This is a genomic window from Acinetobacter sp. UBA801, from assembly GCA_002296655.1.
Lineage (GTDB): Bacteria > Pseudomonadota > Gammaproteobacteria > Pseudomonadales > Moraxellaceae > Acinetobacter.
Genome location: DBIN01000043.1, coordinates 1 through 23,974 on the forward strand (window position 1 = coordinate 1; position 23,974 = coordinate 23,974).

Annotated in this window: 25 protein-coding genes; 15 read left to right on the forward strand and 10 right to left on the reverse strand. The window is 42.3% G+C overall.

Features of this window, described 5'->3' with window-relative positions; genetic code table 11:
• Window positions 1-260 (reverse strand): endonuclease domain-containing protein (locus B2W49_RS08705; protein ID WP_291338808.1); only part of this gene is annotated, 260 nt, incomplete at its 3' end.
• Between the two features lie 150 nt (window positions 261-410).
• On the opposite strand from B2W49_RS08705, the gene B2W49_RS08710 reads away from it, so the two are divergent.
• A complete protein-coding gene (locus tag B2W49_RS08710) occupies window positions 411-1,088 on the forward strand; it encodes a DUF421 domain-containing protein (protein ID WP_291338809.1) in 678 nt (225 codons plus the stop codon).
• A gap of 269 nt (window positions 1,089-1,357) precedes the next feature.
• Here B2W49_RS08710 and B2W49_RS08715 read toward each other — a convergent pair whose 3' ends face one another.
• Window positions 1,358-2,641 (reverse strand): MFS transporter, encoded by a 1,284-nt coding sequence (locus B2W49_RS08715; protein WP_291338810.1) that lies wholly within the window; start codon window positions 2,639-2,641, stop codon window positions 1,358-1,360.
• A 227-nt stretch (window positions 2,642-2,868) separates the two neighbouring features.
• Between B2W49_RS08715 and B2W49_RS08720 the strand changes: the two genes are divergently transcribed.
• The 5 genes from B2W49_RS08720 to putP all read left to right on the forward strand — a co-directional run bounded on the left by B2W49_RS08720 (window position 2,869) and on the right by putP (window position 7,689).
• The gene (locus tag B2W49_RS08720) at window positions 2,869-3,522 is read left to right on the forward strand and encodes a 1-acyl-sn-glycerol-3-phosphate acyltransferase (protein WP_291338811.1); all 654 of its coding nucleotides are present in this window, start codon (window positions 2,869-2,871) and stop codon (window positions 3,520-3,522) included.
• Between the two features lie 62 nt (window positions 3,523-3,584).
• On the forward strand, window positions 3,585-4,502 hold the full coding sequence (locus B2W49_RS08725; RefSeq protein WP_291338812.1) for a patatin-like phospholipase family protein: 918 nt from the start codon (window positions 3,585-3,587) through the stop codon (window positions 4,500-4,502).
• A 129-nt stretch (window positions 4,503-4,631) separates the two neighbouring features.
• Window positions 4,632-5,117 (forward strand): NfeD family protein, encoded by a 486-nt coding sequence (locus B2W49_RS08730; RefSeq protein WP_019837036.1) that lies wholly within the window; start codon window positions 4,632-4,634, stop codon window positions 5,115-5,117.
• Window position 5,118: 1 nt separating this feature from the next.
• Window positions 5,119-5,976, forward strand: coding sequence for an SPFH domain-containing protein (locus tag B2W49_RS08735; protein WP_004972306.1), 858 nt, complete (start codon window positions 5,119-5,121; stop codon window positions 5,974-5,976).
• Window positions 5,977-6,198: 222 nt separating this feature from the next.
• Entirely contained in the window at window positions 6,199-7,689 is a 1,491-nt protein-coding gene (gene putP, locus B2W49_RS08740; RefSeq protein ID WP_291338813.1) for a sodium/proline symporter PutP, read from the forward strand.
• A 102-nt stretch (window positions 7,690-7,791) separates the two neighbouring features.
• Here putP and bfmS read toward each other — a convergent pair whose 3' ends face one another.
• Window positions 7,792-9,459 carry a sensor histidine kinase BfmS gene (gene bfmS, locus B2W49_RS08745; RefSeq protein WP_291338814.1) on the reverse strand — a complete coding sequence of 556 codons (1,668 nt, stop codon included), beginning with the start codon at window positions 9,457-9,459 and terminating at the stop codon, window positions 7,792-7,794.
• Between the two features lie 171 nt (window positions 9,460-9,630).
• Entirely contained in the window at window positions 9,631-10,347 is a 717-nt protein-coding gene (gene bfmR, locus B2W49_RS08750; RefSeq protein WP_096902057.1) for a response regulator transcription factor BfmR, read from the reverse strand.
• 587 nt (window positions 10,348-10,934) lie between these two features.
• Here bfmR and B2W49_RS08755 point away from each other — a divergent pair.
• The 4 genes from B2W49_RS08755 (at window position 10,935) to B2W49_RS08770 (ending at window position 15,772) form a co-directional block, all read left to right on the forward strand.
• Complete coding sequence (locus tag B2W49_RS08755) at window positions 10,935-13,757, forward strand: ribonucleoside-diphosphate reductase subunit alpha (RefSeq protein ID WP_291338815.1); 2,823 nt, start codon at window positions 10,935-10,937, stop codon at window positions 13,755-13,757.
• A 271-nt stretch (window positions 13,758-14,028) separates the two neighbouring features.
• On the forward strand, window positions 14,029-14,154 hold the full coding sequence (locus B2W49_RS08760) for a hypothetical protein (RefSeq protein WP_004732081.1): 126 nt from the start codon (window positions 14,029-14,031) through the stop codon (window positions 14,152-14,154).
• 60 nt (window positions 14,155-14,214) lie between these two features.
• Window positions 14,215-14,349: a hypothetical protein gene (locus B2W49_RS08765; RefSeq protein ID WP_266097251.1), complete on the forward strand. Its 135-nt coding sequence runs from the start codon at window positions 14,215-14,217 to the stop codon at window positions 14,347-14,349.
• A gap of 139 nt (window positions 14,350-14,488) precedes the next feature.
• Complete coding sequence (locus B2W49_RS08770; protein ID WP_291338816.1) at window positions 14,489-15,772, forward strand: ribonucleotide-diphosphate reductase subunit beta; 1,284 nt, start codon at window positions 14,489-14,491, stop codon at window positions 15,770-15,772.
• A 308-nt stretch (window positions 15,773-16,080) separates the two neighbouring features.
• Here the strand turns inward: B2W49_RS08770 and lysM are convergent, their stop codons facing one another.
• The 6 genes from lysM to B2W49_RS08800 form a co-directional block, all read right to left on the reverse strand.
• Window positions 16,081-16,554, reverse strand: coding sequence for a peptidoglycan-binding protein LysM (gene lysM / locus B2W49_RS08775; protein WP_291338817.1), 474 nt, complete (start codon window positions 16,552-16,554; stop codon window positions 16,081-16,083).
• A 248-nt stretch (window positions 16,555-16,802) separates the two neighbouring features.
• Window positions 16,803-17,039: an acyl carrier protein gene (acpP, locus tag B2W49_RS08780; protein WP_179993624.1), complete on the reverse strand. Its 237-nt coding sequence runs from the start codon at window positions 17,037-17,039 to the stop codon at window positions 16,803-16,805.
• Window positions 17,040-17,122: 83 nt separating this feature from the next.
• A complete protein-coding gene (gene fabG / locus B2W49_RS08785) occupies window positions 17,123-17,857 on the reverse strand; it encodes a 3-oxoacyl-ACP reductase FabG (RefSeq protein ID WP_019837736.1) in 735 nt (244 codons plus the stop codon).
• A complete protein-coding gene (gene fabD, locus B2W49_RS08790; RefSeq protein ID WP_291338818.1) occupies window positions 17,854-18,840 on the reverse strand; it encodes an ACP S-malonyltransferase in 987 nt (328 codons plus the stop codon). The genes fabG and fabD overlap by 4 nt, the downstream gene beginning before the upstream one ends.
• A 204-nt stretch (window positions 18,841-19,044) precedes the next feature.
• Window positions 19,045-19,230, reverse strand: coding sequence for a 50S ribosomal protein L32 (rpmF, locus tag B2W49_RS08795; RefSeq protein ID WP_000290730.1), 186 nt, complete (start codon window positions 19,228-19,230; stop codon window positions 19,045-19,047).
• Window positions 19,231-19,306: 76 nt separating this feature from the next.
• Window positions 19,307-19,864: a YceD family protein gene (locus B2W49_RS08800; RefSeq protein WP_291339532.1), complete on the reverse strand. Its 558-nt coding sequence runs from the start codon at window positions 19,862-19,864 to the stop codon at window positions 19,307-19,309.
• 98 nt (window positions 19,865-19,962) lie between these two features.
• On the opposite strand from B2W49_RS08800, the gene B2W49_RS08805 reads away from it, so the two are divergent.
• The 5 genes from B2W49_RS08805 to rluB all read left to right on the forward strand — a co-directional run.
• Window positions 19,963-20,625 carry an elongation factor P hydroxylase gene (locus tag B2W49_RS08805; RefSeq protein ID WP_291339534.1) on the forward strand — a complete coding sequence of 221 codons (663 nt, stop codon included), beginning with the start codon at window positions 19,963-19,965 and terminating at the stop codon, window positions 20,623-20,625.
• A gap of 91 nt (window positions 20,626-20,716) precedes the next feature.
• Window positions 20,717-21,334 (forward strand): L-threonylcarbamoyladenylate synthase, encoded by a 618-nt coding sequence (locus B2W49_RS08810; protein WP_291339536.1) that lies wholly within the window; start codon window positions 20,717-20,719, stop codon window positions 21,332-21,334.
• 232 nt (window positions 21,335-21,566) lie between these two features.
• Window positions 21,567-22,361, forward strand: a complete 795-nt coding sequence (locus B2W49_RS08815) for a segregation and condensation protein A (protein ID WP_291339539.1) — start codon at window positions 21,567-21,569, stop codon at window positions 22,359-22,361.
• Window positions 22,358-22,945 carry an SMC-Scp complex subunit ScpB gene (gene scpB, locus B2W49_RS08820; RefSeq protein ID WP_291339541.1) on the forward strand — a complete coding sequence of 196 codons (588 nt, stop codon included), beginning with the start codon at window positions 22,358-22,360 and terminating at the stop codon, window positions 22,943-22,945. The genes B2W49_RS08815 and scpB overlap by 4 nt, the downstream gene beginning before the upstream one ends.
• 41 nt (window positions 22,946-22,986) lie before the next feature.
• Window positions 22,987-23,974, forward strand: a 988-nt coding sequence (gene rluB / locus B2W49_RS08825) for a 23S rRNA pseudouridine(2605) synthase RluB (protein WP_291339543.1), incomplete at its 3' end; no start/stop codon positions are given.

The window sequence follows — 23,974 nt, forward strand, 5'->3', positions numbered from 1 at the left end:
TCTAAAAACTTGGTGCGTTCAGCATCATATTCAATCGCATCATCTGTTCCATGCTGACTACCATCCAACTCAATCACCAAACCAAGTTCATGACAGTAAAAATCCACAATATACGGTTTGATCACATGCTGACGTCTAAATTTAAGCTCCATAAAGCGTTTGGCACGAAGTAGTTGCCACAGCAAATTTTCAGCATCCGTAGCAGCATGACGCATAGATTTGGCAAATTGTAATAGTTGTGAATTCATCTTCTGATTCATTATTTTTTTAATTGTAGTTTTTAGACAATATAACAGTTTTTTTGTTTTCCTAAACCACTCAAGTAATTGCAGTTCTTTACTCAAAACCACTATTTTACCCACGCAATATAAGCATAGTATCAAGCATCAAAATAACAAAATAGACAATCTATGGATTGGTTCACCATCTTCATTCACGACACCACATGGACATTTGTTGCAGAATTAATGATTCGTGCTGCACTCATGTTTGGCATGATTATTCTATTTTTACGCCTCACAGGAAAACGCGGAGTACGCCAGCTTTCTATTTTTGAATTGGCCATTATTTTATCGCTCGGTTCTATTGCGGGCGACCCTATGTTCACTGAAGATTTACCCTTGGTACATGCCTTGGTGGTGATGACAGTGGTGATTGGGATGTATCGCCTGACCACATGGCTCATGATGAAATACCAACCCTTTGAAGATTTGATTGAGGGTAAATCGCTGTATATTGTAGAAAATGGCGAACTGGTCTTAGAAAAAATTAAATACGGCAAAATGTCGCATGATGAATTCTTTGCCGAAATGCGCCAACAAGGTGTGGAGCATTTGGGACAAGTACGTGTCGGTTTACTAGAAAGTGATGGTAAATTCAGCATGTTATTTTTTCATGGCGATGCCACACGCTATGGTTTACCCTTATTTCCTAAAGCTTGCCAACCCGCGTATCGCATAGTTCCACACACGTATTATGCCTGCATGTATTGCGGACATGTCCGTTTACTTGAACACGCCAATGAAGTCTGCCCGCGTTGTATTCACCAACAATGGACACAAGCAATCAATACCCCATACCGCAGCTAGAATATGCCGAATTTACCTATAACACATCTCTATGCGACTTAAACTGTCGCAGGATTGTCATAATTTAAAGTTATACTGCCTACGCTGCCGAAGTGAAGCACTCAAAGCGCAAATAATAATTTTTGAAAATACAAAAACGAGATCGGTATTTGCGTCAATGTGGATACCTTTATACTCCAGCGACTCTTTAAGGGTCGCTTTTATTTTTTCCACTCAATGAATTTTTAACCTAGTTCAAGCCTATTATTCTACATTGATGATCTATCTTCTTAGTCAAGTGCTGACAAGTGAGCGCCTTTCGCAAGCTTTACCCATTTCCAGATCGGCACAAGGCATAAAATCGCTATAATACAAATCAACAGTAAGTAATTCGCATAGCCTAAAGCATCGCCCAACATTCCACTCAAAGTATAGAGCACCCCACTCACAGTCGCCATAATCGCAACCTGAAATGTAAAATCAGTCCCTGCATATTGTTTACGGCTGTACTGCATAATCAAGGTTAGCATCACCACAAGTAACATGGCAGAGCACAAATCTTCCGCGGCATTAATGCTATAAATCAGCCAGTGTGCCACATCAACTTGCTGTTCATATAAGCCCGCCAAATAAGCATAGGCCGCTAAACTCAAAATTTTAAGCACAGAAAAAATGATGAGGGCATACGCTCTAGACCACCATTTCAGCATCAACCCTGCGATGCCTGCACCCAACAAAGCGGCCATTGCCCCCAACATGGTCACGTAAATGCCAATTTGAGCAAAGCTTAAGCCTAAATCCACCATTAAAGGCTTTAATAAAGGACCAGCCAAACCATCGGCAATTTTAAAGCTGAGTAACACCCACAGCCATGCGTACAGCACAGGCGTTTCCACAAAATAGCGCAGATATTCACGAATCGCAGCAAGGCGTGCGGGAAATGACATTTTGCTTTGAGCTTGAACAAGCACTTGTTTAGCCGCATGTTGTGGCTCTTTAAACATTAAAATGGGTAAGGTATTTAAAAACACCAATGTCGCTAAAATCAGAAAGATTTTTTGCCAGTCTAGCCAATCCAATGCCCACAGAATTGCACCACCACCCACAATAAAGCCCAGTCGTGAACCAACCACCTGAAAAGTATTGCCCCAATGTTGCTGTTTGGCTTGTAAAATATTGACAGCCAAACCATCGGTGGCAATATCTTGGGTTGCACCGACCAAATTCATACTGAGCAAAGCCACAAAAAACACCCACAAATAGATAGGATGATTTAAAGACTCAATCGGTAAAAAGGACAGCCCGATCAGCACCAAAACACTCAGCCATTGGCACGGCAAAATCCAGCTACGATAATGCCCCAAATATGAATATCCAAAGCGATCCACCAATGGCGCCCAAAATACTTTAATTGACCACGGCAGCATTAACAAACCGAAACCGCCAATGTGTGCCAAAGACACTCCTTGCGCACGTAAAATCACAGGCAAGGCATGGGTCATAAAACCAACAGGCAAGCCCTGCGCCCAATACAGAGAAAATAACAACAAATAGGTTCGGCGCAAATTGGGCATGGTTTCTCAATTTAAATATGGGCAAAAGATCAAAATAGCGCAGTGCTATACTAAAATTTTGAATAATGGATTGTTATTTTTCATCACTTTCACATTCAGATTTTGACTATTTTGCCAATGAATCAGACAAAGCGAAAGTCTAATATCTTGAATAGATTTAGATTCATGCGTCATGATATTGGATCTTTCTTGTTGTTAATCACGCACGTCAGGATGACATCGCATTCATGAAACTCAGCAATCCTTTTGCACGCAGTGCACGGCAATTTCCACAGTTACCCGACCAAGTTCCACAACGTGGAACAGCCAGCAGCCGTGCTTTATTTAAAAATATCTTTTTGGCGCAAGGCTGGCAAATGGTGGGCGAATTTCCTAACTTGCCCAAAGCAGTCGCCATTATTTCTCCGCATACTTCAAATATTGATGCGTGGCATGGTTTTACCGCCCTACTCGGTTTAGGTATTCAAATTACTATTTTTGGTAAGCACACTTTATTTAAAACCCCGCTCAAGCCACTGTTAAACTGGATTGGGGTGATTCCTGTGGTGCGACATTCTCCACAAGGTCATACCCAAGATATTATCGAGATTATACGAAAAAAAGAAAAAATCTGGATTGGCATGGCGCCCGAAGGCACACGTAAACAAGCCGAAAATATCCGCAGTGGCTTTTACCATATTGCCTACGGCGCCAATATCCCAATTGTGATGTTCTCTTTTGATTATGCACACAAAACCATTCATATTTTGGGCGTGTTTCATCCTACGGGCGATTATGCTCAAGATTTAGATGCAATTTATACGCAATATCACGGCAAGTTTTCGGCTAAAAATCCACATTGGTTGGCAAAACCGTTACAAAAGCTTTTGAAAAAGGGCTAGTCAAAGTTTCTATTTTTTGTTCAGATGGGCGCAATATTCTTTGATCTAAATTTAGATTTGATATGCAACTGATTCGTTATTCTTTAGTGGGCGTACTAGCTCTAACTTTGGCTGGCTGCGACAAAACAACAAAAACACCGCCAAGCACCACACCTATCCAAGCACGTGAACCTGTAATTGCACTGGCGCTGGGTGGCGGTGGTGCTAAAGGTTTTGCACATATTGGCGTCATTAAAGTTTTAGAGTCTCACGGGATTAAACCCAAAATTGTCACAGGCACCAGTGCAGGCAGCTTTGTCGGCAGTTTATATGCCAGCGGAAAAAGTCCTTATCAGCTCCAACATATTGCCCTGACCTTTAAAGAATCCGACATTCGTGATTTAACCTTAAACCGTCAGGGTTTTATTGCAGGTCAAAAGTTACAAGACTTCGTCAATCAACACGTGGCGAATAAACCAATTGAAAAATTTCCAATTCGTTTTGCTGCCGTTGCCACACGTTTAGATAATGGACGTAAAGCCGACTTTATTAAAGGTAATGCAGGTCAAGCTGTACGCGCCTCTTGCAGTATTCCGAATGTTTTTGTGCCTGCCACCATTGGCGGAACGCAATATGTTGATGGTGGCTTGGTCAGCCCGATTCCCGTACAAACGGCTAAAGCGATGGGCGCCGATTTAGTCATTGCGGTAGATATTTCTGCGCGTCCTACAGGCAATCAACCTGTCAGCATGTGGGGCTTACTCGATCAAACTTTAAACATTATGGGGCAGCAAAGTATTCATCAGGAATTGGCACAAGCCAATATCGTGATTCAACCGAAAGTTGGACATATTGGCACACTGGATTTAAAAGCCAGTAACCAAACCATTTTAGAAGGTGAAAAAGCCGCCCAATTACAGGTCAAAGCAATTCAGCAAGCCATCACCAACTTTAAAAAATCACCTGCCGCGCTGAAACCTGCACCGCGTCCGAAATTTTAGGATTCAGTGATTTTTTTAATATTCATAAACTTATTGATCTGTTAAAGTGAAGAGAGCGCATCTTTTAAGTCGATGCGTTTCTCTAAGCAACTAGAATCAACCAATCGTAAAAAATACGCGAGTAGATGTATGGAATTCGTTCTTGAACCTTGGCACTGGTTTGTACTAGGCGTTTTGTTAATGCTTTCAGAACTGCTCTTGCCTGCGTTTGCCGCTTTATGGTTTGGCATTGGGGCAATCATGGTCGGTATTTTATACTGGATGTTCCCCATGATGGGCACCACTACCCAATTGGTGATGTGGATTATCTTGTCGGTACTGTGTACCTTGGCGTGGTTTAAATTTATAAAACCCTTATCTACCGATAAAACCAAAGCAGGCTTATCACGCGAAGCCACCATTGGACAAATTGGTATGGTCATTCAAACCAACTTGGAACATGATCAAATTAAAGTCCGTTTCCCCATGCCTGTACTTGGTTCAGACGAATGGAACTGCCGCACCACGAGCCCTGTGCAAGTGGGAGATCGGATTCGCGTGATTGATATTTTGGGAAATGATTTAGTGGTGCAGCCGCATCACAGCGCACATGACAACGAAAAAGTGAGAAATTAAAATGTCTGGTGGATCTATTATTGTTTTAGCGATTTTAGCCTTTGTTGGAATTACGATTTTTAAAGGCGTGCGAATTGTTCCGCAAGGTTATAAATGGATTGTGCAACGTCTGGGTAAATACCACACCACACTTGCACCGGGACTCAACTTCGTCATTCCTTATGTCGATGAAGTGGCCTATAAAGTCACCACCAAAGATATTGTGTTAGATATTCCATCTCAGGAAGTCATTACCCGTGACAACGCAGTTCTGCTTATGAATGCGGTTGCGTACATTAACCTCACGACTCCTGAAAAAGCAGTGTATGGTATTGAAAACTATACTTGGGCAATTCAAAACCTGGTTCAAACCTCATTGCGTTCTATTGTAGGTGAAATGGATTTGGATGATGCCTTGTCTTCACGTGATCACATTAAAGCCAAGCTCAAAGCAGCCATTTCTGATGATATTTCAGACTGGGGGATTACCCTTAAAACTGTTGAAATTCAAGATATTAAACCATCACACACCATGCAAGCAGCGATGGAAGAACAAGCTGCAGCAGAACGTCAGCGTCGTGCTACCGTAACCAAAGCTGATGGTGAAAAACAAGCGGCTATTTTAGAAGCCGATGGTCGTTTGGAAGCTTCACGTCGTGATGCAGAAGCGCAAGTAGTATTGGCAGAATCTTCACAACGTGCCATTGAAATGGTCAGCTCTGCGGTGGGTGATAAAGAAATTCCTGTAGCGTACTTATTGGGTGAGCAATACGTGAAAGCCATGCAAGATATGGCTAAATCTAACAATGCCAAAACTGTGGTCTTACCTGCAGATGTCTTGAATACCATTCGTGGTGTTATGGGGCGTAATAATCCTTAAGCAAATCAGATAAACATCAAGATGATAGGCAGCTTTCAAGCTGCCTATTTTTATGCGTATGCAGAAAAAAATCTGAAATATTTTTTAATGTATGGTTAAATTTCGCGTTTATTGATGAAATCAACACCGCAAATGAGAAGTCTGCACTCACAAAATTGAGTGACTCACGTCTAGCAGCGGTCTGTATTTTAATCGACTGTCCAAAACCCAAATGGATACTCTATGAGCGCACTCAACCCCACCATTATTACTTTCCTGTTTTATATTGTCGCCATGATTGTGATTGGTTTATTGGCTTATCGCGCGACTCGAAATTTCTCGGACTACATTTTAGGTGGTCGTCGTCTTGGCAGTTTTGTTACCGCACTTTCTGCAGGCGCATCCGATATGAGTGGTTGGTTGCTGATGGGCTTGCCCGGCGCCATTTATCTTTCAGGTTTGTCTGAAATTTGGATTGCGATTGGTCTGATTATTGGCGCATGGTTAAACTGGCTTTTGGTGGCAGGTCGTTTACGGGTACACACCGAAGTACAGCACAATGCACTGACTTTGCCTGATTATTTTTCAAATCGTTTTAATGATCAAAGAAAAATCTTAAGGATTGTATCTGCCTGCGTAATTCTAGTTTTCTTTGCAATTTATTGTGCTTCGGGCATGGTCGCTGGGGCGCGCTTATTTGAAAGTATGTTTGATTTGCCTTACAGCACTGCATTGTGGATTAGTGCCATCGCGACCATTAGCTATGTATTTATTGGTGGTTTCTTGGCAGTCAGTTGGACGGACACCATTCAGGCTGGCTTGATGATTTTTGCGCTCTTGCTGACCCCAATCATTACCCTACTCAGCTTTTCTGACCTCAGCCAAGTTACACTTGCTTTAGAAGCAGCTCGCCCGCAAGCGCTGAATTTAGTCGGTGATTTAAGCTGGGTGGCGATCATTTCCCTCATGGCATGGGGCTTAGGCTATTTTGGACAGCCACATATTTTAGTGCGTTTTATGGCGGTTGATTCAGTCAAGTCTATTCCGAATGCACGTCGTATTGGTATGACATGGATGACATTATGTTTAGGCGGTGCGGTGGCTGCAGGCTTTTTTGGTATCGCCTACTTCCAACAACATCCTGAACTGGCAGGTGTGGTCAATGCCAACCCTGAAACAGTATTTATGGAACTGACCAAAATTTTGTTTAATCCGTGGGTAGCAGGTGTAGTACTGGCTGCAATTTTAGCTGCTGTGATGAGTACCCTAAGCTGTCAACTTTTGGTCTGCTCAAGTACTTTAACCGAAGATTTTTACAAATCTTTCCTACGCAAAAACGCTTCACAAAATGAATTGGTCTGGGTCGGACGTGGCATGGTTCTCATGATTGCACTGCTTGCTATTTGGATGGCAGGCAATCCTGAATCGAAAGTCTTGGGATTGGTTTCTTATGCTTGGGCAGGCTTCGGTGCAGCATTTGGCCCGCTGATTATTCTGTCTTTGTTCTGGAAACGCATGACTTTAAATGGTGCATTGGCAGGGATGGTTGTTGGCGCACTAATGGTGATACTTTGGAAAAACCTTTGGGCAGATACAGGTATTTATGAAATTATTCCAGGTTTTGTGTGTTCTTGGACTGCGATTGTGGTGGTGAGTTTATTGGGCAAAGCACCAAGTCATGAAGTGACAGACCGTTTTGAACAGGCCGATCAGCAATATAAAGAATCGCACTAAGCTGTAAATTGATCAGCTTAGATATTTAAAAAACGATAAAAAACCAGTGCCTTGAACTGCACTGGTTTTTTTATGCCTGAAATTAGTTTTGTTGCACTCAAATCAAGTCAATGAATCGGTAGTTTTTTCTTTCTCTGCTGCGGCTTTTTTTCTTGACTTTCGAAACCGTTTGGCCGGCCAAACCATCGTAAAACGTGCACCGCCCAAGTTCGGACTCTGATCGACTTCAACTTTCCCACCAAACCAATAAGCAATGCGGCTCACAATAGATAACCCTAAACCGTAACCACCTGAAGCACGAGTACGGCTGTCATCTAAACGGGCAAAAGCTTCAAATACACGTGCACGGTCTTGTTCAGGAATCCCTGGCCCATCATCTTCCACACAAACATAGGCCATGCCTTGCTCGTTAATGCCGCCACTAATCAAAATTTTATGATCACAGTAACGGACTGCATTGCCCACCAAATTCTGTACCACACGGTGCAGGTAACGGCGTTCAGCTTCCACTTCCAACGTTACAGGTGGTGCAAGCAACTGAATATCTTTTTGAGTTTTCAGCGCTTCGGTTTCCGTTACCACCTGCTCTAGCACTTCAACCAAAACAATTTTTTCAATCTCTAAAGATGGCATGCCCTGTTCAAGCTTGGCATAGGTCATGATCTCATCAATCAAGGTGTTTAAAGCCTCGATATCTTTATCAATCATTTCGACTTGCTGTAAGCGGTATTCATAATCATCTTCTTCTGCCAACATTTCCATACCAAAACGGATACGTGCCACAGGCGTGCGCAGCTCATGCGATACAGCACGCATCAGTTCACGCTGCGCCTCAATCAAACGCTGAATATGGTCGGACATGCTGTTATAACTAGATGCCAAACTTGCCATTTCATCTGTGCCATCTACAGGCAAACGCATGTTTAAATCGCCCGATTTGGTACGGTTTAAGGCATAGTTCACTTGGCGAATCTTACGCTGCATAGGCAAGATCAGACCATAAACCCCTAAACTCAACATAAACATACTGAGCAAGGTAATGCCTGCTGCCAACTGGAATGGCATCCAGTTAAATAACGGTACAGGCCCTAAAACCAAAACTTCTGAGGGGGAGTTTGGCATCGGTGACACAATCGAGATGGTTGTACCACGCACAGTGGCATTATCACGATATAAAATAATGCTGTGATCGAGTCTTAAACGACCAATCTGTTCTGAATCGAGTGGAAGTTCCTGAATATTTTTAATATTGACTGGATAAGAAAAGTGCTGCTGAATTTTGGCCAGATATTCTTTTTCCTGACCCGGGTAATACACCAAATAATCTAAAACAAAAATCGGCAATGCTTTCATTTGCCGTTCTGTGATTTTATCTGCCTTGATATATAAATAATGACTTGGATCATCTTTCATGCCCAAAATAATATAGGCAATCATATTTTCGGCATCATAGCGCACAGCGGCTTTACGTTCTTTAATCCGTCTAAGCTCTGCGCGCGACAAATCTACTTTGTCTGCCTGCACATAATAGATGGGCAATTCCAGCAAATCGGATGCGTCAGAAATCCAGTCTTTCTTTTGCTGTTCGTTTTGCTGTCGTGCAATCCCTTCACTAATAATATAAGCCATACCATCAGTTAAAGACTCACGATATTCTTGCGCACGCTGATAGTTGATGATTTGCACCAATAAGTACGCCAAAATGGCAACTACTGCAACTAAGATCACCAATCCTGCATATATGCGCAAAAATATACTGTGTTTAAGCACAAAACCTGTCCTATGTGACTTATTTTATATTTGAGTCAGTATTATTTGACTCAGTAGACTTCTTGCGTTAGTCAAATTTTAAGCAGTCAAAAGCTATATTTTATAAGGTTTTAGCCAATTCAAAAATTAGATAAAACTATACTTTCGCAAGAGGTCTAGTAAAAATGCGTATTACATGCCGTTGGTTTCTTTAACGAACAAATAACCTTTACTGCGCACAGTTTTAATACGTTTTGGATTCTCAGGATCATCACCAATTTTTGGACGAATACGCGAAATACGCACATCAATTGAACGGTCTTGACCATCATATTCAATGCCCCGCAGACGCTCAAAAATATCTTCACGAGATAAAATACGCCCTGCATTCGAAGCCAATAACCATAATAAGTCATATTCTGCGCTGGTGAAATCAACCAATTCACCATTTAAAGTCACAGAACGGCCGCCGTTATCAATCACTAAATCATCAAATTCAATGCGCTGTGCGACTTCATCTTCAGTCACTTTGTCGGTACGGCGTAATAAAGCACGAATACGCGCCAACAATACGCGCGGCTGCACAGGTTTTGCAACATAGTCATCGGCACCCATTTCCAAACCTAGCACCTGATCCATATCTTCAGTACGCGCAGTCAGCATTAAAATCGGTTGATGATAATGTGGACGAACTTCACGACAAATGGTTAAACCATCGGCGCCTGGTAACATCACATCGAGCACCACAAGATCTGGTTGCTCGGCAATAATACGGCGAATCGCGCGGTTGCCATCTGGTTCTACCCCAACTTCTAAACCATTACGAATTAAGTATTCCTGCGTAAGTCGTGCAAGACGTTCATCATCTTCAACAATTAAAATTTTTGGTAACTTTTCTTCTTGACTCATAGTCTGTCCCTTTATTGGATTCAACCTATCCTTTTAAAATCTGAGAGATAGGTCTTGATATAGTTTGCAATATACACACGTTTACATTGTAAACAAGATACTGTTCACCAAACTGATACATCTGCGTAGTATTTTGTTATATTTTTATTAAGCATTGAATTTATAGTACTTTTCTAATTTTAGTGATTTTTAAATAGGTTTGAAAAATATTAGGTTACAAAATGGTTTTTTTGCACTAGATCAAGCTCTTGCTTGATTTAAAAAAATTATCTCTTAACTTTTCAAGTTATCCACAAGGTTATCTATAAGCAGTTTTTCCGAGCTTTGCTATGCTATGCCCTTGCCTGATAAGGCTTATAGCCCAAAGGACAAAAATCGGTATTTTTGAGATAAATCTTAATTCCAAATCAGTCAAAATTTAAAAGAAAAAGTCAATATTGATCTACCCTCAATTTTCCCGTATCTTGTGTTCAATTCAATTTTAAACCACTAAGTCTTGTGTTTATCCCTCAATCACTGCGGCCTAAATTTTGCCCAGTTTAATGGTCCATAAACATAACAATAGATGACAATGGAGCTATGCTGACATGAGCGTAATCACCTCAACCCCTGGTCAATTACAAGTGATTAAACGCACTGGTGATGTTGCCGCTTTTGATGCTGAAAAAATTGCAGTTGCAATTGGCAAAGCGTTTTTGGCTGTAGAAGGTCAACAAAGCGCCGATTCAAGCCGCATTCATGATCGGATCGAACAACTGACTGAAATGGTGTTGAACACATTCAACCGCCGTTTACCGTCTGGCGGAACCATCCATATTGAAGAAATTCAAGATCAAGTTGAACTTGCGCTTATGCGTACAGGCGAGCAAAAAGTTGCTCGTGCTTATGTCATCTACCGTGAACAACGCTCAGAAGCACGTAAGCAAGCAGGTGAAAATCATCACCCGACGTTACAAGTGACCGACGCAAACGGTCAGCTTAAACCACTAGATTTAAGTGCTTTAAAAGCAACCGTGAATAAAGCGGCAGAAGGTTTAGAAGGCATTGATGTAGATGCCATCATTGATGAAACCGTAAAAAACCTCTACAACGGTGTAAAAGAGTCAGACATCTCAACCACCATGATGATGGCGACCCGTACCCGTATTGAGCAAGAGCCGAACTATACTTATGTGACTGCACGTTTATTGCGTAATGACTTAGTGGCAACAGGTTTAGAGTTTTTAGGTTTGGCAACAGATACACCTGAAGGCGAAGCATTAGAAACTTTCCTGAAAAAAGGTATAGAGCTTGATTTGCTTTCTGCAGACTTACTTGAGTTTGACCTTGACAAACTTGCTGCAGCGATTCAGCCTGAGCGCTCAAACCAATTTACCTATTTAGGTCTGCAAACTTTATTTGACCGTTATTTCATTCACTCAGATGGCGTACGATTTGAACTTCCACAATTATTCTTTATGCGTGTGTCAATGGGTCTGGCGCTTAATGAAGATGACCGTGAAGCACGTGCAATCGAGTTCTATAACTTATTGTCTAGCTTCGACTACATGGCATCTACGCCTACCCTGTTTAATTCAGGTACGCTACGTCCACAGTTATCAAGCTGCTATTTAACGACCATTGATGATGACCTGTATGACATTTATGGCGCTATGCGTGATAACGCAATGCTATCTAAATGGGCAGGCGGTTTAGGTAATGACTGGACGCCAGTGCGTGCCTTGAACTCATACATCAAAGGGACTAACGGTAAGTCACAAGGTGTTGTTCCATTCCTGAAAGTGGCAAACGATACTGCTGTTGCGGTCAATCAAGGTGGTAAGCGTAAAGGTGCAGTCTGTGCATACCTTGAAACTTGGCACTTGGACATCGAAGAGTTCCTAGAGCTACGTAAAAATACTGGTGATGACCGTCGTCGTACGCATGACATGAACACTGCGAACTGGGTTCCTGACCTGTTCATGCAACGTGTATTCGAAGATGCAGAATGGACACTGTTCACACCTTCTGAAACGCCTGATCTACATGACTTAACAGGCGCAGAATTCACTGAGCGTTATGCTTACTACGAAAGCATTGCCAAAGAAACAAACATGTTGCACAAGAAAATCCGTGCAAAAGATTTGTGGCGCAAAATGCTGTCGATGCTGTTTGAAACTGGTCACCCGTGGATCACATTCAAAGACGTATGTAACTTACGTTCACCACAACAACACGTTGGTGTAGTTCACTCTTCTAACTTGTGTACAGAAATCACATTAAATACAAGCAAAGATGAAATTGCGGTATGTAACTTAGGTTCGATCAACCTTGTACAACACGTTCAAGGTGGTGTGTTAGACCGTGAAAAGCTTGCACGTACAGTAAAAACAGCGGTTCGTATGCTCGACAACGTGATCGACATCAACTACTACGCGGTACCACAAGCACGCAATTCAAACTTGAAACATCGTCCTGTAGGTATGGGCATCATGGGCTTCCAAGATGCACTTTATGAAATGAACTTGGCTTATGGTTCAGATGCTGCAGTTGAATTTGCCGATGAATCTATGGAAGTGATTAGCTACTACGCGATTCAAACGTCTAGCGACTTGGCGGTTGAGCGTGGTACTTACGAAACATTTAAAGGTTCATTGTGGGATCAAGGCATCTTACCAATTGACTCTTTAGACATTGTGGCGAAATCGCGTCCAGAACGTATGTTTGAAGTAGACCGTACACAGCGTTTGGATTGGGACAGCTTACGTGCCAAAGTTCAAAAAGACGGTATGCGTAACTCAAACGTGATGGCCATTGCACCGACTGCAACCATTTCAAATATTTGTGGCGTTTCTCAATCTATTGAGCCGACATTCCAGAACTTATATGTGAAGTCGAACTTGTCTGGTGAATTTACAGTAATCAACCCTTACCTCGTTCGTGCATTGAAAGAACGTGATTTGTGGGATTCTGTAATGGTGAATGATCTGAAACACTTTGAAGGTTCAGTACAAAAAATTTCACGTATTCCTGAAGAGTTGAAAGCAATCTTCGCGACTGCGTTTGAAGTTGAGCCGCGTTGGATTGTGGATGCTGCATCACGTCGTCAAAAATGGATTGATCAGGCGCAATCGTTGAACTTGTATATTGCAGGTGCAAACGGTAAGAAACTTGACCTGACTTATAAAATGGCATGGTTACGTGGTCTGAAAACGACTTATTACCTACGTGCATTGGGTGCGACTTCTGCAGAGAAATCGACCATTAACACAGGTGCATTGAACGCAGTAAAACCTGCAACCGTAACTGCAGCTCCTGTGGCAGCCGTTGCACCAGAAGCAGCTGCAGCAGTTGATGAAGATTTTGCTCAAGCAGCGCCAGTGCCAATGGCATGTTCAATTGACAACCCTGATTGTGAGGCATGTCAGTAATCTGACAGGTTTTAAATCCTCCCCGACCCTCCTTTAATAAAGGAGGGAGAAAATCCCCCTTTCCAAAGGGGGCTTAGGGGGATTACGAAATTCAGGCAATAAAAAAGCCCTCTAGCGTCCGTCAAAACTAACTAGAAGGCTTTCAATCTCGAAGTGATACCAAGATGGTCACAACGAGGCTGGCATAAGTAAATGCGTGAACGGATTGTATCATCGATTCGAGAAACGAGCCAGTAAGAGTCATCTTAAATTTGTAATGGAGATTATCTCTATGGCTACGAAAAAAGTTTCTCGTGATGCAGGAACTGGTCGTTTCGTAACTGAAGGCTATGCAAAAAAGCATCCTAAAACTACAGTTACTGAAACAATCAAGCCTAGTAAATCATCTAAAAAATGATTTAAACGTGAATCCTAGTTTCGGCTAGGATTCACAAACTAAAAGTAAAAGGAACCCACCATGCCACACATGACCCACAACTATATGTTAGGACTCGCGGTGTTGCTGGTTTCCTTTGTGGTGTTGTTTTACGCACCGATTGCTTACTTTTGGGTACAAGCGGTGAAACAAAAGCGAAAGCAAAATAAGTCGTGAGCAAGTTGGTCGGAATGTACATTTTTCAGACCAAGATGAGCAAAACTTAATTTTGCTTTCACAAATTAAGCGTATATTAAGACATCTCAGCGTGGCTGGATGTCGATAAAAGATATAAAGCAACGAAGAGAGAATTGATATGTCTATCCTAAGTTGGGACGATTTCGAAGATGATTCGCAAAAACCGGCTGCTCTTGAACACAAGCCTGCGCCCGTCGAGCCGCAAAAAGCGTATGATACGCAGATGGTATCTGATGCAGAGCAACCACAGACGCCTGTGGCAGCTACACAACCCGCTGCAGCCCCTAGAAGTGGAGCAACAGATTCAACCGATCCGTTGGCAAGAGCATCTAACGCTCTAGAACAACTGGATGTTGCTCCAGGTCTTGAAGAGTTGGAAATGGGTGCGTCACGCGTACAGGTTGATGATAAAGCCATGATCAACTGTCGTGCAGACTTAAACCAGCTTGTACCGTTCAAATATGAATGGGCATGGCAAAAATATCTAGATGGTTGCGCAAACCACTGGATGCCGCAAGAAGTCAACATGAACCACGACATCGCGTTGTGGAAGTCTGAAAATGGTTTAACTGAAGATGAGCGTACCATTGTAATGCGTTCACTTGGTTTCTTCTCTACTGCAGACTCATTGGTTGCTAACAACTTGGTATTGGCTATTTATCGCCACATTACCAACCCTGAATGCCGCCAGTACATTTTGCGTCAAGCCTTTGAAGAAGCAATTCATACTCACGCTTACCAGTACTGCATCGAATCTTTAGGTATGGATGAAGGTGAAGTCTTCAATATGTACCGCGAAGTACCATCGGTTGCACGTAAAGCAGCATGGGGCTTGAAGTACACGCAATCTTTAAGCGATCCTACTTTCAAAACAGGTACACCAGAAAACGACCAAATTTTGCTACGCAACTTGATCGCATTCTATTGTGTACTTGAAGGTATTTTCTTCTACTGCGGTTTCAGCCAAATCTTGTCGATGGGTCGTCGTAACAAAATGAACGGTGTTGCAGAGCAATTCCAATACATTTTACGTGATGAATCTATGCACTTGAACTTTGGTATCGACATGATTAACCAAATCAAGATTGAGAACCCACACTTGTGGACTTCAGAATTCCAGCAAGAAGTGATTCAAATGATTCTTGAAGGCACAATGCTTGAAATTGAATATGCGCGTGACACTATGCCACGTGGTGTATTGGGCATGAACGCAGGCATGATGGAAGAATATTTGAAATTCATCTGTAACCGTCGTTTAAGTCAGCTCGGTTTACCTGAACAGTTTGTTGGCGTAAACAACCCGTTCCAATGGATGTCTGAAATGATGGACTTGCGTAAAGAGAAGAACTTCTTTGAAACGCGTGTGACTGATTATCAGACAGGCGGTGCGTTGAGCTGGTAATACCGTGCCGCATAACGCGACACATAAGTTGTCTTAAAAAAAACCGCCATTCATGGCGGTTTTTTTAAAGATACAATCTAGTATTTTATGGCTTTGTTGCACAAATACATAACACTATGATTGTATTATATTTATTAAAGTTTACACAAACATTTAAAAATCACTATCTTGTAAAATTTTCATACAACAAAGCCTTTTTTTACTACTTTTGTTCAGTATGCGGATAGGACAATAATCAATTACCCAAAAAACGAAAAAAACAATAAAAAAGGCACATCATGCGCCTTTTTTATTCAAGTTACTTACATTTAAGCAGGAATACGCAACACTTGCCCTGGAAAAATGTCATCGGCATTTTTCAATAATGGACGGTTAGCTTCAAAGATTTTGTTGTATTGGTTAGCATCCCCATAAAATTCTTTAGAAATTTTAGACAAAGTATCGCCTGATTTTACAGTATAGAACTTACTTGCTGGTTCTGGTGTTGCAACGGTAAGTTGATCATCCACTTGTGCAACGTGGTCAATATTTCCCACAGCAAGAATAATTTTTTCACGATCTGCCTGACTGTTGACCTGTCCACGCACTGTCGCTAAGTCAGTGGTTGCGTTATAGCTGACCGATAAACCTGTAATTGGCAAACCTAAGCTTTTTACATGCCCCAAAAGTTTATTGGCAATTTCTTGTGCAGAAGGTTCTGCTGGTGTGCTTGGTGCAGTTTGTGGCTCTGCAGGTGCTGTATTTTTCTTACCAATCCCTTTTACAAAATCAAAAAGACCCATGAGGTACTCCTATTTTTTCTGCTGTTATAAAGCGTCGCTTATTTACATAAGCACGTGTCAGTTCTGATTCATTTATAACTAAAAAATAAGTCACTTCGGTTGTGATTAGACACGAGCTTGGTAACAAAATTTAAACTAAATCACATATTTAACAAAATGCACCCTCTTCATATTCGATTGTAAAAACGACAGCACATAAAAAAGCCACCTTGCGGTGGCTTTCATTTCAGCAGTGCTGAAATCAACAATTAACCAAGTTTTTTAGTTACGTAGTCAATTGCTGATTGAACTGTTGTGATTTCGTTAGAATCTTCGTCTGGGATTGTGATGTCAAAATCGTTTTCGAAAGACATTACAAGCTCTACTAAGTCTAAAGAGTCAGCACCTAAGTCATCCATAAAAGATGCTTCGTTTTTGATTTCTTCAGCTTTAAGACCAAGTTGTTCTGCAACCGCTTGTTTAATGCGTTGTTCGATATCGCTCACAGGAATTCTCCTCATTGCTTGTGGCGTTTTTAATGCCGTTAGTTTAATTGAATCTATAAAATTTTGAAAGTTTATAGTTGAGCTTAGCTCATGTATAAACCACCATTTACGTGTAACACTGTACCAGTGATGTAACCAGCTTTGTCTGAAGCCAAGAAACTCACTGCATTTGCGATATCTTGTGGATCACCTAAACGGTTTAATGCCACTTGCTCACTCATTTTTTTGCGAATTTCCTCACTTAGCTGATCTGTCATTTCAGTTGCAATAAAGCCCGGAGCAACCGAGTTTACTGTAATTTGACGACTGCCCATTTCTTTAGCAAGGCTTCGGCTGAATGCTTCAATACCGGCTTTTGCTGCAGAATAGTTGGCTTGGCCTGGGTTCGCAAAATGTGCCACCACAGAGCTAATATTAATAATGCGTCCAAAACGTGCTTTGGTCATGCCTTTCAAGACACGTTTAGATAAACGGTAAACGGCCTTTAAGTGAATGTTGAGAATGTCATCCCAATCATCTTCTGACATACGCAGTAACAAATTATCTTTGGTGATGCCCGCATTGTTGACCAATACCAAAACTGAACCATAGCTTTGTTCAATGTCAGAAACTAAGGCATCAATGGCAGCGCCATCACGAACATCTAAAACTTTACCTGCACCGTTTTCTGCAAAACTTGCCGATAATTTTTCTGCACCCGCTTCAGAAGTGGCAGTACCTACCACAAAAAAACCGTCTTGAATAAGTTGCTGAGCGATGGCTGCACCAATCCCTCGGCTTGCACCTGTGACTAATGCAACTTTACGTTCTTGTGTCATGCAATTTTCCCTTCTGCCACCAAAATGGCATTTAGCGCATCTTCCATACGACTTTGCGTGTCGAGTGGGAATGCTTTTTCAATATTCGGTAAACGCTTCGCAAGATTCGCCAATACGTTGCCTGGTCCACATTCCACGATATATTCAATACCCTGATCTTGTAGGTACTGCATGGTTTGTGTCCATTGTACCGATTGATACAATTGTGCAGTGAGTGCCTGACCTAATTGCGCAACATCTGTCGCGATTCCAGCGTTGACATTTTGTATTACAGGAATACGCGGTAGCTCAATGGCAGTTTGTTCCAAAGCTTGTGCAAACTGTTCGGCAGCAGGTTTCATCAATGAACAGTGCGAAGGTACAGATACAGGCAGAGCAATGGCTTTACCACCATTTTCTTTGGCCAATGCCATTACAGCTTCGACTAAAGTTTTATCACCTGCAATGACCACTTGCCCTTGCGCGTTGTAGTTGGCTGCTTCTACCGAGCCGCGACCTTGCACATTGACTTGTTCGCATAGTTCAAGCACTTTGGCATCATCTAGACCCAAAATAGCAGCCATTGCGCCCTGACCTTGTGGTACAGCGTTTTGCATTAACTTACCACGTAAGTTCACCAATTTGACTGCATCGCCCAAGCTCAAGCTGCCTGCAGCAACTAATGCACTGTATTCGCCCAATGAGTGCCCAGCTAAGTATTTTGGTGCAACACCACCCAACTCTAACCACACACGCCATAATGCGATACTTGCAGTGAGTAATACCGGCTGAGTAAATTCTGTTTGGTCTAAACCTTCGCCACTTTGTGCAATGTGCCATAAGTCAAAGCCAATTGCTTCAGAGGCTTCAGCAAATGTTTCGCGCACACCGCTAAACTGTTCTGCAAGCTCAGCCAACATACCGGCTTTTTGTGAGCCTTGACCAGGAAAGACAAATGCAGTTTTAGTGGCTTGAGCTGCTTGATCGAGTCGTTTAGCAGACATAAAAAATCCTTTAATTAAGATGCGCAAATTGTAGTTTTTAGCAGCTACAACCCACACCTTCTCATGTAAGCTCAGTTATGGAGCGAAAATTTAACACTTAATTTTGCTTTTAGTAATTGCCAAATACAACAAAAATCGGGCACAAAAAAAGGGAGCTTACGCTCCCATTTTTTCTACTAAGCTTGACGCTTAATACATCACCAATTATTCAGCATCTGCTGCTTTAGCGAATAATTGACGACCACGGTAGAAACCATCTTTAGTTACGTGGTGACGACGATGAGTTTCACCAGTAGCTTGGTCTACAGTTAATGCATTCTCGGTTAAAGCGTCATGTGAACGGCGCATGTCACGGCGAGAGCGACTTTTACGGTTTTGCTGAACGGCCATGATGGCTCCTTACAAAGATCGAAAAAATGGATCAGAACAAATTGAGTTGTCTTAACTGCAAATTATAACATAATTTTCAGTTAAGTTTACCTTTCAAACTTGCCAAAACATCAAACGGATTATCACGTTTTTCTTCGGCAATGTTCTGAATGGCAGGTTGATGCTTATGCTCGCAAGCGCCATGCTTAGGAGGTAAAGGCAACAACAATAACAATTCATCTTCTATAAGTGACAGTAAGTTAGCCGTCGCAGGCGAATCATAATCGCCTTTGATGGTGGCTTCACTCTCACCTAATACAATGAAATCAGCATCCTCATCCAAGCGCTCTATCAGTGACTCATCATCCACAAGAGCTAGATGAAAATCTGAAACGAGTTCTATCTCTACAGAACCCAAGCAGCGCTGGCATTCCATTGGAACTTTCGTTTCAATATGACCATCTAGCCATACAATGCGATGATACGCATCCATTGATAGCTTACAGTCTATGTTAACCAATTGATCATCAATTGATCCAACAGCTTCAAGGACAATACGAGCAAAGCGAGACAATGGCAGGTTACCTGACCATGTAAAGCCCTGTTCAGCCCATTTAAACGGCTCAATCTGTGCCGGAAAGGTATTTGCTGACATAATTAAGGCGGCAATTCTACAAATTCATCAGTACTCTGTCAAAGATTAAGATACAATTTTGTACTTATTTAGACAGACCAATTTTGGGTAACACAGTCATGCATCTGTTGCAGCCGCAAACAGAAGTGAATTTTTCATCACTTGTGAGCACACTTCCAACCACCAATTCTGACACTTCGCCCTCTCAAGTGCAACTCTCGGACTGGGCAAAACTCACTTCAGAAACGGAACAGGTGGACTGGCTTATCTTACACTTTAATCACTGGTTTTCCCACCTAAATGTGAATTTGGTCAAAGGTGATTTTGAACCTGAGTACTTTCCTGCAACGCCAGACCAACCTGCACGGATTCAATTTGCTCATGGCTTCTTTAATAGTGCACTGCATGAAATTAGCCATTGGTGCATTGCAGGTGAACAAAGGCGCTTATTACCAGACTTAGGTTATTGGTATGCCCCCGATGGTCGTACTCAAGAACAACAGACCTTGTTTGAACAAGTCGAAATTAAGCCACAAGCCATAGAATGGCTATTTGCTCAAGCGTTTGGGCGTAAATTCCGTGTGTCTTTAGATAACCTAACAGGTGAAGGTGGAGATGGCCACACATTTAAAGACAATGTCTTTGCCCAAGTACAGCGTTATTTTAACGGAGAAACAAAATTACCGCGCGATGCAAAACGCTTTATCGAATGTATTTGTTACTGCACCCGAGGTGGCAAAACATTACAAAGTGCAGAGTTTGAACGTAAAAATCTAGATTAAATGCAATAAAGCACAAGACAATGATTGCAAGTGACATCAATCCCCTTTCATAATGAGCCTAACGTCACACATACGCTACTGAGGAATTCGCATGTTGCATTTAAGAGTACATCCTGAAAATCCACAGCCGCGTCTCATCAGCCAAGCGGTTGAACGCATACGCGCAGGCGATGTGGTGGTTTATCCAACCGATGCAGCCTATGCAATTGGTTGCCAGATTGGTAATAAAACCGCGATGGAGCGCATTTCACAAATTCGTGGTTTAGGCGCAAAACATCAATACGCCATTATTTGTGCCGATTTATCGGATATTGCCACCTACGCCAAAGTAGACAATGCCATGTATCGTTTACTAAAAAACAATACCCCGGCGGTCACGACCTTTATTTTACCAGCGACCAGTGAAGTGCCACGCCGCTTAATGCATCCCAATAAAAAAACCATTGGTTTGCGCATTCCAAGCAACCCCATTTGTCGCATGCTACTAAAAGAACTGGGTGAACCTTTACTAACCAGCACCCTCATTTTACCAGGTCAGGAAGACCCTTTAGATGATCCATACGAGATTGATCTACAACTCAACAAACGCATAGATGTACTGATTGATGGTGGCTTAGGCACACTCAGCACCACCAGTATTGTTGATTTATCGGGGGATCATCCAAAAATTGTGCGTCGTGGGGTGGGAGATGTGAGTGCTTTTGAATAAGCACTCCTTTATACACATCGTATTTGTTTTCTTCGTGGCATCATCACCAAAGAAAATACCCCTATTTATTTTTGGCTTTTTTTGACATTTGGTCATAGAACAGATTTATTTCACCCACGATATCCTTTAGACTAGCCGCTATTAATTTTGCGCTATTTCTCTACCGCTTCTCCTATCTAAAGCGGAAATAGCGTTTGCATGCTTTTGAAAATTCGCGTGGCCTAATACTGTAATGAATCAACCCCTCCATAACACGATGGAACTTACCCAACACATTCGTGTGTTAGATGAATGGCAAGAGTCGATTCCAGAGGATTTGTATATTCCTCCTGCAGCATTTGAAATTCTATTAGAGCATTTCGAAGGACCACTCGACTTTTTAATTTACCTGATTCAAAAAAATGGCTTCGATTTACTCCAGTTAGATATCGCCCCAATTGCATCGCAATATCTGTCGTATATGGATGCCATGAAATCACTGAATATTGAACTTACAGCCGACTATATGGTGATGGCTGCACTATTGGCCGATTTGAAATCACGACTATTATTGCCAAAAGCACCAAGCGCCAATGTAATTGAGAAAGACCCGAAACAAGAGCTGATTGATCGCTTAGAAACATATTTGAGAGTCAAGCAAGCAGCGGAACGCCTTGGGCAAATGCCAGTTTTAGAGCGTGACACCTTTGCCACCAATGTTGGTTTAGGACACACTGCTGTTAATAATGTCGGCTATGCAGCCGATCAATTACGTGATGCCTTATTCTGCATTTTTAACCGTCCTGAACCTGTCACGCATCAAATTTTGCAAGAACCTGTTTTACTTGAAGAACGGATTGCATTTATTGAAGCCAAACTCGCCTCGGGTGAAGTACTGAGTTTCGAGACGTTGCTAAAACCAAGTCAGGGGCGAATGGGCTTGGTGGTGACCTTTATGGCGATTTTAGAACTGACCCGCCAGCAAAAATTGTGCATTATCAGTAGCGGTATTGAAGCACCATTGAGCATTCAAGGGGCGCAAGCATGAATCCAGAACCAATGATTTCAAGTTTGTCCGATGGCGAACAACAGCATGAAGTACTGATGCAACTTGAAGCCATTATTTTTGCCAGTGATAGCGCCGTATCTTTGGCGCGCTTAAAAGAAGCCTTTCAGGACAAATATAGCAAAGCGCAATTACGCCATTTTTTACAACAACTTGCCATACTGCAACATGGTCGCTCGATTGAACTGATCGAAACCGCACAAGGTTTTCGTTTTCAGGTACGGGCAAAGTATCGTACAATAATTACACAGGTATGGCCTGAACGTCCGACCAGACTTTCGCCCTCACTACTAGAAATACTGGCGGTGATTGCCTACCACCAGCCTGTGACCCGTGCAGATATTGAACAAATTCGTGGAGTATCAAACAATAGTCAAATTTTACGTACATTATTTGACTGGAACTGGATTAAAGAATCTGGTTTCCGGGAACTCCCAGGAAGACCTGCGTTGTTAGTTACAACGCCCCAATTTTTAAATGCATTTGGCTTGAATTCCTTAAGTCAATTGCCTCCCCTACAGGATGCCAAGGAAGCTTTCATGGCACTCGATGCATCTGTGTCTTGAATAGGTAAACTGTTGATGATCATTTCTAAGGTTGTGCTGTTATGAGTGAAAAGTTGCAAAAGGTACTCGCACGAGTAGGCTTGGGTTCTCGCCGTTATATGGAAGAAGTCATTGCCGCTGGTCGTGTGAGTGTCAACGGCCAAGTTGCCCAAGTGGGTGAACGTATCGAACCAGGTGATGAGCTTCGCATCGATGGTCGTAAAGTTCAGTTCCAAATTGAAGATGAAATTCGTCGTCGTGTTCTGATTTACTATAAACCAGAAGGCGAAATTTGCTCACGCAACGACCCTGAACAACGCCCAACTGTATTTGATAACTTACCTGCAATTGCCAATGATCGTTGGGTAATGGTTGGTCGTCTGGACATTAACTCGACAGGTTTATTGCTATTCACTAACGATGGTGAATTAGCCAACCGTTTAATGCACCCATCGAACGAAATTGAACGTGAATATGCGGTTCGTGTGATGGGTGAAGTAACACCACAACTGAAAAACAACATGCTACGCGGTGTAGTGCTAGATGATGGCCCTGCCAAGTTTGAATCTTTCTCTGAAATTGGCGGTGATGGTATTAACCGCTGGTATCAAGTGGTGGTAAAAGAAGGTCGTAACCGTGAAGTTCGTCGTATTTTTGAATCACAAGGTCTGAAAGTCAGCCGTCTATTGCGTACCCGTTACGGCACGGTAATTTTACCACGTGAATTGCGTACGGGTCGCTGGATGGAATTGGATAAAAATGACATCGATAACCTTGCCAAAGCAGTTGAATTAAAACCACGTCAAGGTACAGGTTTGTACGGCATGGCAAAACGCCGCAATGAACGTATGCAGGAAAAACCTTTGGCAGCACGTCGTGGTGGTTTCTTACGTCAGCAACGTCGTGATACTGATGAAGCTGTGCAAAATACAGGTTTTGCACCTCGTGAACGTCGTCAGGATGGTCACAGTTACGGCAACCGTGAACCACGCCAAGAAGGTAACAGTTACGGCAACCGTGAACCACGCCAAGATGGTAACAGTTACGGCA